This is a genomic window from Actinomadura gamaensis, from assembly GCF_042652125.1.
Classification (GTDB): Bacteria; Actinomycetota; Actinomycetes; order Streptosporangiales; family Streptosporangiaceae; genus Spirillospora; species Spirillospora gamaensis.
In genome coordinates this window covers 329201-342007 of record NZ_JBHSIT010000004.1, presented here as the reverse complement: position 1 = coordinate 342007, position 12807 = coordinate 329201, and the positions used below count along the sequence as shown (strand labels likewise).

Annotated in this window: 8 protein-coding genes and 1 tRNA gene; 8 read left to right on the top strand and 1 reads right to left on the bottom strand. The window is 70.6% G+C overall.

Going from position 1 to position 12807, the window contains the following annotated elements; translation table 11 throughout:
* Positions 1 to 342 precede the first annotated feature (342 nt).
* The 8 genes from dnaN to ACFPCY_RS15635 all read left to right on the top strand — a co-directional run bounded on the left by dnaN (position 343) and on the right by ACFPCY_RS15635 (position 10749).
* Positions 343 to 1473, top strand: a complete 1131-nt coding sequence (dnaN, locus tag ACFPCY_RS15670; protein ID WP_378255705.1) for a DNA polymerase III subunit beta — start codon at positions 343 to 345, stop codon at positions 1471 to 1473.
* Between the two features lie 120 nt (positions 1474 to 1593).
* Positions 1594 to 2514 (top strand): phosphogluconate dehydrogenase (NAD(+)-dependent, decarboxylating), encoded by a 921-nt coding sequence (gene gnd / locus ACFPCY_RS15665; protein WP_378255703.1) that lies wholly within the window; start codon positions 1594 to 1596, stop codon positions 2512 to 2514.
* A gap of 237 nt (positions 2515 to 2751) precedes the next feature.
* Positions 2752 to 3993: a DNA replication/repair protein RecF gene (recF, locus tag ACFPCY_RS15660; protein ID WP_378255701.1), complete on the top strand. Its 1242-nt coding sequence runs from the start codon at positions 2752 to 2754 to the stop codon at positions 3991 to 3993.
* Positions 3994 to 4033: 40 nt separating this feature from the next.
* Positions 4034 to 4579: a DciA family protein gene (locus ACFPCY_RS15655; protein ID WP_378255699.1), complete on the top strand. Its 546-nt coding sequence runs from the start codon at positions 4034 to 4036 to the stop codon at positions 4577 to 4579.
* Positions 4580 to 5188: 609 nt separating this feature from the next.
* The gene (gene gyrB / locus ACFPCY_RS15650; protein ID WP_378255697.1) at positions 5189 to 7132 is read left to right on the top strand and encodes a DNA topoisomerase (ATP-hydrolyzing) subunit B; all 1944 of its coding nucleotides are present in this window, start codon (positions 5189 to 5191) and stop codon (positions 7130 to 7132) included.
* 38 nt (positions 7133 to 7170) lie between these two features.
* Positions 7171 to 9687, top strand: coding sequence for a DNA gyrase subunit A (gene gyrA, locus ACFPCY_RS15645; protein ID WP_378255695.1), 2517 nt, complete (start codon positions 7171 to 7173; stop codon positions 9685 to 9687).
* A 46-nt stretch (positions 9688 to 9733) separates the two neighbouring features.
* Positions 9734 to 10600, top strand: a complete 867-nt coding sequence (locus ACFPCY_RS15640) for a DUF3566 domain-containing protein (RefSeq protein WP_378255693.1) — start codon at positions 9734 to 9736, stop codon at positions 10598 to 10600.
* A 72-nt stretch (positions 10601 to 10672) separates the two neighbouring features.
* Positions 10673 to 10749 (top strand) — tRNA-Ile (locus ACFPCY_RS15635).
* A gap of 202 nt (positions 10750 to 10951) precedes the next feature.
* Here ACFPCY_RS15635 and ACFPCY_RS15630 read toward each other — a convergent pair.
* Positions 10952 to 12766, bottom strand: a complete 1815-nt coding sequence (locus tag ACFPCY_RS15630) for a serine/threonine-protein kinase (RefSeq protein ID WP_378255691.1) — start codon at positions 12764 to 12766, stop codon at positions 10952 to 10954.
* Positions 12767 to 12807: the final 41 nt, after the last annotated feature.

Genomic DNA, 12807 nt, shown 5'->3' with positions numbered 1-12807 from the left:
TCGCGCCGCGTCCGTCCCGTGGGGGCGGGGGAAACCTGCGGACAACTCGTGGACAACCGGGGGATGACATGAGGACGACGTGTGGGGAACGTTTCGCCGTCCCCAGGCCGCGCCGCGCCGTCCACGGCCCCTGCACAGGACCGGTGGACGAGGACACGCGCTCTCACCTGGGAGAACAGGGGTTGTCCACACTATCCACCGCCCCTATGACGAGTACTTCCTCTTCTCTCTACTCAAGAAAAGATCCATCTCAACTCAGGGCCTGGGGAAATCCGTGAGGTCCGCCCCGACCGAGGTCCGTCCAGCCCACCGTTGCCCGAAACCTGCAGGAGGCGGGTCCCCTTGAAGTTCCGCATCGACCGAGACGCCCTGGCCGACGCCGTGGCCTGGACGGCGCGCACCCTCCCGGTGCGTCCCCCGGTGCCCGTCCTCGCCGGGATGCACATCGAGGCGAGCGACCGGCTGAAGCTGTCGGCGTTCGACTACGAGGTCTCCGCCCAGGTGTCCACCGACATCGACACCGAGGAGCCGGGCACGGCGCTCGTCTCCGGCCGCCTGCTCGCCGAGATCTGCCGCAGCCTCCCTCCCCACCCTGTGGAGGTGACCACGGACGGCGCGAAGGTGATGCTCCGCTGCGGTTCGGCGAAGTTCACGCTCCTCACCATGCCTGTGGAGGACTACCCGACGCTCCCGGCGATGCCGCCCGCCGCGGGCTCGGTCGGCTCCGACGAGTTCGCCGCCGCCGTGTCCCAGGTCGCGATCGCGGCCGGACGCGACGACACGATCCCGATGCTGACCGGCGTCCGGGTGGAGATCGAGGGTGAGACCGTCACCCTCGCGTCCACCGACCGGTACCGGCTGGCCGTCCGGGAGCTGCACTGGAAGCCCGAGCGCCCGGACTTCTCCGCCGTGGCCCTGGTGCCCGCCAAGACCCTCGCCGACACCGCCAAGTCGCTGACCGCCGGCGCCGAGGTCTCGATCGCGCTGGGCGGCGCCGAGGGCGGCGCGGGCGAGGGCATGATCGGGTTCGAGGGCGGCGGCCGCCGCACCACGTCCCGGCTGCTGGACGGCGACTTCGTGAAGTACCGCTCGCTGCTGCCGAGCGAGTACGCGGGCCTCGCCGAGATCCAGACCGCGCCGTTCATCGAGGCGGTCAAGCGCGTGTCGCTGGTCGCCGAGCGCAACACGCCCGTCCGGCTGTCGTTCCGGCAGGGCGAGGTCGTCCTGGAGGCGGGCACCGGCGACGAGGCGCAGGCCGTGGAGGCCCTGGAGGCCACGCTGGAGGGCGAGGACATCGACATCGCCTTCAACCACGGCTTCCTGCTGGACGGCCTGTCCGCGATCGGCTCGGACGTCGCGCGGCTGTCGTTCACGACGCCGACCAAGCCGGCCGTCCTCACCGGTAAGCCGCCGCAGGATGGGGAGAACCCCAACTACCGGTACCTGATCATGCCTGTGCGACTCTCTGGGTAAGCATCTCGACCGGGGGCATGTCAGGGGACCCCGGGACGATCCGGGGCCTTCTGGGACGACCAGGGGACCACTACGCCGCCGCGTGCCGCGCGCGGCGGCGCCACGCAGGGGAGTGAAGCAATGGAGCTCGGAATCATCGGCCTCGGCAAGATGGGCGGCAACATGGCCGAACGTCTTCGCCGCGGGGGCCACACCGTGGTGGGCTACGACCGCGATCCGAAGGTCAGCGACGTCGCCTCGGTCGAGGAGCTGGTGGAGCGGCTGTCGGCGCCGCGCGCGGTGTGGGTGATGGTGCCCGCCGGAGGCCCGACCCGGGAGACCATCCACAGGCTGGGGGAACTGCTGTCCCCCGGTGACATCGTGGTCGACGGCGGCAACTCGCACTATGTGGACGACCAGAAGCACGGCGGCGAGCTGGCCGAGAAGGGCATCGGCTTCGTCGACTGCGGCGTGTCCGGCGGGGTCTGGGGGCTCCAGAACGGCTACGCGCTGATGGTCGGCGGGTCCGACGAGGACGTCAAGCGGCTGATGCCGATCTTCGAGACGCTGAAGCCGGAGGGCGACTTCGGGTTCGTCCACTCGGGCAAGATCGGCGCGGGCCACTTCGTGAAGATGGTCCACAACGGCATCGAGTACGCGATGATGCAGGCGTTCGGCGAGGGCTACGAGCTGATCGAGGCGTCCGACCTCGTCACCGACGTCCCCGGCACCTTCCGCTCCTGGCAGGAGGGCACGGTCATCCGGTCCTGGCTGCTGGACCTGATGAACCGCGCGCTCGCCGAGGACCCGGAGCTCGACGAGATCCGCGGCTACGCCAACGACTCCGGCGAGGGCCGCTGGACCGTCCAGGCCGCCGTCGACCACGCCGTCCCGCTCCCGGCGATCACGGCGTCCCTGTTCGCCCGCTTCGCCTCCCGCCAGGACGACTCCCCCGCCATGAAGGTCGTCGCCGCCCTGCGCAACCAGTTCGGCGGCCATGCCGTCGAGACGGCCAAGGGCGCCGACTCCCCCGGCGCGGACGTCACCCCGCCCAAGCTCTGACCCGCCGGCGCCGTGGAGACACCGCGGCGCGGAAGCATCGCGGGTTGAGGCGGTGCGGTTCGCGGGCCGCGTCGCCCGGACGGCCGAGCCCCGGCATCCCCACCTCGGGGATGCCGGGGCTCGGCCGTCCGGGAGTTTTCCACAGGCTGTGAAACGTCCGCGGCCTTGGCGCGGGGACACACGGGCTGAGCTGGTGGCGTGCCGGGCGGCCGGTGCGAGGGCCTACCCTCGTGTCTCGTGCATGTCGCCCACCTCTCGCTCCAGGACTTCCGCTCGTACGCGACGGCCGAAGTGCCGTTGGCGCCGGGCGTCACGGCGTTCGTGGGGCCGAACGGGCAGGGCAAGACGAACCTGGTCGAGGCGATCGGGTACGTCGCGACGCACGGCAGCCACCGGGCCGCCACGGACGCGCCGCTCGTCCGGCAGGGGACGCCGCGCGCCATCGTGCGCGCGGGCGTGGTGAAGGACGACCGCAAGGCCCTCATCGAGCTGGAGATCAATCCGGGCCGGGCCAACCGCGCGCGGCTGAACCGCTCCCCCGTCCCCAGGCCGCGCGAGATCCTGGGGATGCTCCGGACCGTCCTGTTCGCGCCTGAGGACCTGGCGCTCGTCAAGGGCGACCCCGGCGAGCGTCGCCGCTACATGGACGAGCTGCTGACGGCGCGCGCGCCGCGTTTCGCGGGCGTGCGATCCGATTACGAGCGCGTCCTCAAGCAGCGCAACGCCCTGTTGAAGTCGGCGGCGGCGCATCGGCGTTCGCCCGGTCCCGAGGTCCTGGCCACGCTGGACGTCTGGGACACGCACCTCGCGCGCACGGGGGCGGAGCTGCTCGCCGCCCGGCTGGAACTCGTCGCTGCTCTGCGTCCGCTCGTCGCGCGCGCGTACGCGGAACTCGCCCCGCACAGCGGCGCGGCCGATCTGACGTACCGCAGCTCTCTCGGCGAAGGCGTCGAGTTGTCCACAGACCGTGCACAACTTGCGGAACAGCTGCTGGGAGGTGTGGCCGAGGCGCGCAAGCAGGAGCTGGAGCGCGGCGTCAGCCTGGTCGGCCCGCACCGGGACGAGCTCGTCCTGCGGCTGGGGGAGCTGCCTGCGCGCGGATACGCGTCCCACGGCGAGTCCTGGTCGTTCGCGCTCGCCCTGCGCCTCGCCGCCTTCGACCTCCTGCGCGCGGACGGCGACGACCCCGTCCTCATCCTGGACGACGTGTTCGCCGAGCTGGACGCGGGCCGCCGCAGCCGCCTCGCGGAGATGGTCGCCCCGGCCGAACAGGTCCTGATCACCGCCGCCGTCCCCGCGGACGTCCCGGTCGAACTCACCGGGAACACCTTCACCGTCGCGGAAGGCGAAGTGACCCCAGGCACTGGCGAAGTGACCCCCGGCACTCCCCCGGGCCGAACCCCCGCGGACGGCGACCTCCCACCTACGCCTGCCGCTGCGGGGGAGGCGGCGGATGATGGCGGAGTGACGTTCGGGTGATCCCCGGGCGAAGCAGTGGGGTCCGGACAGGGGAGGAAGGGTGAACGAAGATCCACGGGATGTGGATAACTCCTCGGGAACGGTGGATTCCGGGGTTTCCGAGTCTTCCGGAGTTCCGGCCAAGTCCGGCATCGAACTCGCGCGGGAGGCGCTGGCGCAGGCGCGCGCGGACGCGTTGAAGCGCGGCACGCTTCCCGGGCAGGGACGCAAGCGGAAGGGGCCGACCGGTACCGGACGGGTCCGCGAGCCCGGACGCGGCGGCGATCCCAAGCCCTTCGGCAGCGCGATCCGCGATCTGCTAGCCACGCGCGGCTGGGAGCAGCGTGCCGCGGTCGGCGGCGTCTTCGGCAACTGGGCGGGGCTCGTCGGTCCCGAACTGGCCGAGCACACCCGTCCGGAGAAGTTCGACGACGGCGAGCTCACCGTCGTCGCCGACTCCACCACCTGGGCGACGCAGCTGCGCCTGCTGTCGTCCACGCTCGTCCGCCGCCTGAACGAGCAGCTCGGCCACGGCACCGTCAAGCGCGTCAAGGTCGTCGGACCGTCCTCGGGCCCGCGCCGCACCGGCGCCTGGCGCGTCCGCTGATCCGCGAGCGCCTGGCGCGTCCGCTGATCCGCGAGCGCCTGGGGCGTCCGCTGCTCCGCCTCTCTGCGCCCACCGTGAAACGCGTCTAAGCGCGCGCTCATCCCTAGCCAACGACCTCTGCAGGTGTCCTCATGCGCTCGCGCGATGGCGGCGCGTAAGGGCTGCGGAGAGTTATCCACAGTTCGGGATCGGGTTGTGAAAGGCGGGTGGAGAGGCGGAAGGCTGGAGACAGCGCTCCGGGGCCGGAAGAGGCCGCGGAAGCGCAGGTCAGCCGAGCGGAAGGGAGTGTCAGTGGCGCATGGGAACATGCGTTCGGAGCGATCTGGTGCGGCGCGGCGCGAGCGTGCCATAGGGCGGAGAACACCCCCGGATCCATGGGGGGATGCATCTCCAGGGCCGTTCGAGCGGCACACGCGCACACAGCGGCCGTCAGTGCCTCTTTTCGGGTTCTGAGCGGGTAGGATGGGAGCGGTTCAGGATGTTGCGCCGCCGTGGGTCGCCCAGGCTCCGTCCGACACCGACGAGGAGTAGTGGGCGTCCCTTACGTGTGTTACGGGGCACACCGCGTCAATCGCGGGACGGCGAGCGTCCCCGGCAGGAGGATCTCCTTTGGCGTACGACGCTAGTTCGATCACTGTCCTTGAGGGCCTCGAGGCGGTGCGCAAGCGCCCCGGCATGTACATCGGCTCGACCGGGGAGCGCGGGCTGCACCACCTGGTGTACGAGATCGTCGACAACTCGGTCGACGAGGCGCTCGCCGGGTACGCCGACACGATCATGGTCACGCTGCTGGCCGACAACGGGGTCAGGGTCACCGACAACGGGCGCGGCATCCCGGTGGGGCTGCACCCGGTCGAGAAGAAGCCGGCGGTCGAGCTCGTGCTGACCACGCTGCACGCGGGCGGCAAGTTCGACGGCAAGTCCTACGCGGTCTCCGGCGGCCTGCACGGCGTCGGCTCGGCGGTGGTGAACGCGCTGTCCACCCGCCTGGACGCCGAGATCCGCACCGACGGCCACTACTGGCGGCAGTCCTACAACTGGAAGGGCCCCCTCGGCCCGCTGGAGAAGGGCGAGCCGACCGACGAGACCGGCACGACGATCACCTTCTGGGCCGACCCGGACGTCTTCGAGACGACCGAGTGGTCGTTCGAGACGCTGTCGCGCCGCATGCAGGAGATGGCGTTCCTGAACCGGGGCCTGTCGATCACCCTGCGGGACGAGCGGCCCGACCACGCCGAGGCCGAGGGCGGCGCGCGCGAGGTCACCTTCCACTACGAGGGCGGCATCGAGGACTTCGTTCGCTACATCAACGCGAAGAAGGAGCAGGTCCACGACTCGGTCATCTACTTCAGCGACGACACCGAGGGCATGTCGGTGGAGATCGCGATGCAGTGGAACGCGTCGTACGCCGAGTCCGTGCACACCTTCGCGAACACGATCAACACGGCCGAGGGCGGAACCCACGAGGAGGGCTTCCGCGCCGCGCTGACCACGATCGTCAACCGGTACGCGCGCGACAAGGGCCTGCTCCGCGAGAAGGACGACAACCTCACCGGCGAGGACGTCCGCGAGGGCCTCACCGCGATCATCTCGATCAAGCTGGCCGACCCGCAGTTCGAGGGCCAGACCAAGACCAAGCTCGGCAACACCGAGGCCAAGTCGTTCGTCCAGAAGGCCTGTAACGAGCACCTGCGCGACTGGTTCGAGGAGAACCCGGGCGAGGCCAAGGAGATCATCAACAAGGCGACCCAGGCGGCGCGCGCCCGGGTCGCGGCCCGCCAGGCGCGCGACCTGACCCGGCGCAAGAGCCTGCTGGAGTCGACCTCGCTGCCCGGCAAGCTGTCGGACTGCCAGTCCACCGACCCGGCGATGTCGGAGGTCTACATCGTCGAGGGCGACAGCGCCGGCGGCTCGGCCAAGGGCGGCCGCAACCCGATGTACCAGGCCATCCTGCCGATCCGCGGCAAGATCCTGAACGTCGAGAAGGCGCGCATCGACAAGATCCTCAAGAACAACGAGGTGCAGGCGATCATCACCGCCCTCGGCACCGGGGTGCACGACGAGTTCGACATCACCAAGCTGCGCTACCACAAGATCATCCTGATGTCGGACGCCGACGTGGACGGCCACCACATCAACACGCTGCTGCTGACCCTGCTGTTCCGGTTCATGCGGCCGCTGATCGAGGCCGGCCACGTCTACCTGGCCAAGCCACCGCTGTACAAGATCAAGTGGGACGCCCGGGGGAACGAGGCCGACTACGCCTACTCCGACGCCGAGCGCGATCAGGTCATCGAGGCGGGCATCGCGGCCGGCAAGCGCGACCCGCGCCCGCGCGACCAGGTGCAGCGGTTCAAGGGCCTCGGCGAGATGAACGCCGACGAGCTCTGGGACACCACGATGGACCCGGCCCGCCGCGTCCTGATGCAGATCCAGCTCGACGACGCCGCGCAGGCCGACGAGCTGTTCAGCGTCCTGATGGGCGAGGAGGTCGAGCCGCGCCGCGAGTTCATCCAGCGCAACGCCAAGGACGTCCGCTTCCTGGACATCTGAGTCCGCCCGAAACCACCTAGAGCAGAGGTCTGACGCAAGTGACTGAAACGACCACCGATGGCGGGGGCAACGGCGGCGGGCGGATCGAGCCGGTCGACATCCAGCAGCGGATGCAGACCAGCTACCTCGACTACGCGATGTCGGTCATCGTCGCGCGCGCCCTTCCCGAGGTGCGCGACGGCCTGAAGCCCGTGCACCGCCGCGTCCTGTACGCGATGTACGACGGCGGCTACCGTCCGGACCGCGGCTACTTCAAGTGCGCCCGCGTCGTCGGCGACGTGATGGGCAACTACCACCCGCACGGTGACTCGGCGATCTACGACGCGCTCGTCCGGCTGGCCCAGCCGTGGGCGATGCGGTACCCGCTGGTCGACGGCAACGGCAACTTCGGTTCGCGCGGCAACGACCCGGCCGCGGCCATGCGCTACACCGAGTGCCGCATGGCTCCGCTGGCGATGGAGCTGCTGCGCGACATCGACAAGGAGACCGTCGACTTCACGCCGAACTACGACGGTCGTTCGGCGGAGCCGACCGTCCTGCCGTCCCGCTACCCGAACCTGCTGGTCAACGGCTCGGCCGGGATCGCGGTCGGGATGGCGACCAACATCCCTCCGCACAACCTGCGCGAGGTCGCCGACGGCGTCCAGTGGTACCTGGAGAACTACGGCGCCGATGACGACGAGCTGCTCGAGGCCCTGCTCGAGCGGATCAAGGGGCCGGACTTCCCGACCGCCGGGCTGATCGTCGGCCGCAAGGGCATCGAGGAGGCCTACCGCACCGGCCGCGGCTCGATCACGATGCGCGCGGTGGTCGAGGTCGAGGAGATCCAGAACCGCACCTGCCTGGTGGTCACCGAGCTGCCGTACCAGGTCAACCCGGACAACCTCGCCCTCAAGATCGCCGAGCTGGTGAAGGACGGCAAGCTGGAGGGCATCGCCGACGTCCGCGACGAGACCTCCGGCCGCACCGGCCAGCGGCTGGTGATCGTCCTCAAGCGGGACGCGGTCGCCAAGGTCGTCCTGAACAACCTGTACAAGCACACGCAGCTGCAGGAGACCTTCGGCGCGAACATGCTCGCGCTGGTGGACGGCGTGCCGCGCACGCTGCGCATCGACCAGTTCATCCGGCACTGGGTCGAGCACCAGATCGAAGTGATCGTCCGGCGCACCCGGTACCTGCTGCGCAAGGCCGAGGAGCGCGCCCACATCCTGCGCGCGCTGCTCAAGGCGCTGGACCGGATCGAAGAGGTCATCGCGCTGATCCGCCGGTCGCCGTCCGCGCAGGAGGCCCAGCAGGGCCTGATGGCGCTGCTGGAGATCGACGAGATCCAGGCGCAGGCCATCCTCGACATGCAGCTGCGCAAGCTGGCCGCCCTGGAGCGCCAGGCCATCATCGACGAATACGACAAGCTGATGGCCGAGATCGCCGACTACAACGAGATCCTGGCCTCGCCGGAGCGGCAGCGGAAGATCGTCGGCGACGAGCTCGCCCCGATCGTGGACAAGTTCGGCGACGAGCGCCGCACCGAGATCATCCCCTTCGACGGCGACGTCTCCTACGAGGACCTCATCGCCGAGGAGGACGTGGTCGTCACGATCACCCGCGGCGGCTACGCCAAGCGCACCAAGACCGACCTGTACCGCGCGCAGCGGCGCGGCGGCAAGGGCGTGCGCGGCGCGCAGCTCAAGCAGGACGACATCGTCGACCAGTTCTTCGTCACCACGACGCACCACTGGATCCTGTTCTTCACCAACAAGGGCCGGGTCTACCGGGCGAAGGCGTACGAGCTGCCCGACGCCGGCCGCGACTCGCGCGGCCAGCACGTGGCGAACCTGCTCGCCTTCCAGCCGGACGAGCACATCGCCCAGGTCATGGACCTGCGCGACTACGACGTCGCCCCGTACCTGGTGCTCGCCACCAGCAAGGGCAAGGTCAAGAAGACCGCGCTGCGCGACTTCGACTCGCCGCGCTCGGGCGGCATCATCGCGATCAACCTCGGTGACGACGACGAGGTCATCGCGGCGCGCCTGGTGTCCCCGGACGACGACCTGCTCATGGTGTCGACCAACGCGCAGTCGATCCGGTTCTCGGCGGACGACGACTCGCTGCGCCCGATGGGCCGCGCCACGTCCGGCGTGATCGGCATGCGGTTCGAGGAGGACCAGCAGCTGCTGAACATGCTGGTCGCGTCCGATCCGTCCCAGGATGTCCTGGTAGCGACCGAAGGTGGCTACGCCAAGCGCACCCCGATCGACCAATATCCGCGCCAGGGTCGTGGGGGTAAGGGCGTCCTCACCGCTAAGATCGTGGAATCTCGCGGCAGGTTGGTAGGGGCGTTGATGGTCGGCCCGGACGACGAGGTCTTCGCGATGACCGCCTCCGGTGGGGTCATCCGGACGACCGCGGCGGAGATCAAGCAGTCCGGTCGGCAGACCATGGGGGTCCGGCTGATGAACCTCGCGAACGGCGACAGCGTCGTGGCGATCGCGAGGAACGTAGAGTCCATGGAGGACACCGGCGAGGACGACACGGCCGAGGGAGGCGAGGGCGAGTGACCCTGCCGCCCGTCGCCGCGCCCGCGCCGCCAGGCCAGGAGGTCACGTGAGCAGCGAGCCCGGTAAGGACAAGCCCGGGGCGGAGAAGGGCACGTCCGGCAAGCCGCCCGCGCGCGGGAAGGCCGTGCCCGCCACGTCCAGGCCCGGCCGCGACGAGGCGACGGTGGAGATCACCGCCGACGAGACCAAGCACGACCTGCCCAAGGTCGAGGACAAGCCGTCGGTGTCGTCGGCCGCCGCCAAGAAGCCGGCGCCGGCGAAGTCCCAGGCGGCGAGCCAGGGGAAGTCCCCGGGAAAGGGCAAGTCGGCCTGGAACGAGCCCGCCGAACCGGCCGACTCGGTCTCCACCGATCGCACGGAGAAGCGCTTCGCCCGCGCCGAGTCGCCGTCGGCCGCCGCCGCGGCGGCGCCCGCGCCGGGTGGCGGAGGTTTCGCGGGCACCGTCCTGAAGGACCGCCCGGCCACGCCCCCGCCGTCCCGGCCCGCGCCGTCGCCGTCCGCCGCGTCCCGGCCGGGTCCGGCCGCGTCGGGCAAGACGGCCCGCAAGGCCCAGCTCCAGCTCGCCAGGCTGGAGCCGTGGTCGGTGATGAAGTTCAGCTTCGTGATGTCGCTGGTCTGCTTCGTCGTGCTCCTGGTCGCGGTCGTCGTGCTGTGGATGATCCTGTCCGGCCTCGGCGTCTTCGACGCCATCGCCAACACCGTCCACGACCTGACCTCCAAGCAGGGCGACGACAGCGGCGGCGTCGACGCCGGAAGCTGGTTCTCCTTCGTCCGCGTCCTCGGCTACACCGTCCTGGTCGGAGCCCTGAACGTCATGCTGATCACGGCCCTGTCCACCGTCGGCGCGGTCATCTACAACCTGGCCGCCGACCTGGTCGGAGGCGTCGAGGTCACCCTCAAGGAGGCCGAGTGACAACTGATTACCGCCCACCCTCTCCGATGCGGTAATCTCACATGCGTCGCCGCGAGACGGCGACGCAGCTGAGGGCGTATAGCTCAGTCGGTTAGAGCGCATCCCTGATAAGGATGAGGCCCCAGGTTCAAGTCCTGGTACGCCCACCAGCCGAAACCCGCCGGATCACCGGCGGGTTTTCGCATTTGGTGGGGAAATGGTGGCGATCATTCTTCCGCGCCCGGCGAGGGATCTTTAAGCGCGGCCCCGGCCGGGATCTTCTGGCGGTGCGTGCTGCAGATCTGGCCGCAGGAGTCGTCCGGCGGCTGAAAAGCAGGCGTCATCCCGGCGGCCTCCCGGCGCGGTGCCGTATCAGGAAGGGCGCTCGACAGGGGGCGCCATGCCCCATTGGGTGTAGGTGGTGGTGAAGGCGGCGTCCAGGCGCGCGCCGTCGCCCACCGACATGGCGAAGTGGAACTCGACCTGGCGGGGGAGGTGGTCGGCGGTGAGCTCGATGCGAAAGACGACGAACGGCGCGTTGGCGTACGCGGAGAAGAGCGGCGCGGACGGGTTGCCGCTGGTCAGGGCACTCGTCGGGACGGATCCGCGAAGGACGAGGCCGTCGGGCCCGTGCGTCTGGCCGATGTCGCGTCCGAGCCGCAGCAGCGTCGCGATGTTGTAGGGCGTGCTGGCCCAGCGCGACTGCGCGAGCCCCGCGAGGCAGCCGTCGTCGCCCGGATAGGACGTTCCGGGGGAGATGTCGAAGGTGTCCGGGGAGCCGTAGAGCGAGCTGTAGGCGGTGTTGCCGATCAGGGTGGCGCCGACCGGTGCGAGAGCGCAGCCCTTGTCGAGGGTCAGCCGGTAGCCGGTGGAGCCGCTGCCGTCGAAGGACAGGTCGCCGGTCGCGCGCAGCTCGTACTCCCCCTCGCTCTGCTGGTTCGTCAGCTCGAAGGACGCGGTCCGGGCGCTGGACATGGCGTGGAGCGTCGCGGCGAGGACCGTTTGCGGGGACTCCTCGCCGTCCGTGCCGGTCGTCCCGGCTGTCGGGCCGGCTGTCGGGCCGGCCCCGGCGGTTCCGGCCAGGCGTCCTTGCGGGATGGGGACGGCCTGATCGTGTGAGCGGAGGCCGCGGACCCAGAACGCTCCCCCGATCACCGCCGCCACCAGGAGGGCGGCCCCGAGGGCGAGGACGGCTCGCCGGAATCCCGGCGCGACCGGGAGCGGCGGAGGCGGCGGTCCCATGGCGGCGGCCACTGCGGCTCCTTCGGAAAGGATCAGCGTGGCGTCGCGCGGCGCGCGGGCGAGTGCCGTGGGCGGTAGGTCCGCGGCGACGGGCGGAGCCGCGGGAGGAGAGGCCAGACCCGTGCGGTCCAGCAGGGTCCGGAGGAGCGTGGCGGCGGTCGGACGGCGGTCGGGGCTCTTGGCGAGGCAGGCGGTGAGGACGTCCCGGAGGTGGTCGGGGACGCCGTCCAGGCGGGGCGGCTCGTGCAGGACGCGCGTGATCACGGCCGGGATGGAGTCCTCCCCGAAGGGCGGACGGCCGGTCGCGGCGAAGACGATCAGATCGGCCCAGGCGAACACGTCGGCCGCCGCGCCGCCGGGCCGTCCGGCGAGCTGCTCGGGGGCCATGTAGGCGGGAGTGCCGACGACGTCGCTGGTGAGGCCGGTCGCGGCGTCCAGGGCGCGGGAGATGCCGAAGTCGATCACGCGCGGGCCGTCCGCGGCCAGCAGGACGTTGGCCGGCTTGAGGTCCCGGTGCACGATCGCGGCGTCGTGGATGGCCACCAGCGCCGTGGCCGTCCCGACCGCGAGCCGGTCGAGGTCGGTGCCGGTGAGGGGGCCGCTGTCCCGGACGGTCCGCAGCAGGCTCGGGCCTTCGACGTACTCGGTGACCAGGTAGCAGTCGTCGCCCTCGACGCCGCTGGCCAGCACGCGCGCGGTGCAGAACGCGGCGACGCGTTGCGCGGCGGCCAGCTCCTTGGCCATCGCGCGCTGGGCGCTCAGGTCGCCGTGCGAGTGCAGCAGTTTGACCGCGACGGGGGAGCCGTCCTCGCCGTGGCCGAGGTAGACCACGCCCTGGCCGCCGGAACCGAGCCGTCCCGAGAGCGTGTAGCCGCCGATCGTCCGTGGGTCGGAGGTGCGCAGCGGCAGTGCGGCGGAGGCGGCGCCATCGGACGGTGTGGACACGGGGTGAGCGGGCTCCCTTGCTGACCGGACGGAACCGGCTG

What these genes read in the sequence shown, in the direction of transcription:
- gnd (WP_378255703.1), top strand. Translation starts at nt 1,594, where the DNA reads ATGGAGCTCGGAATCATCGGCCTCGGCAAGATGGGCGGCAACATGGCC.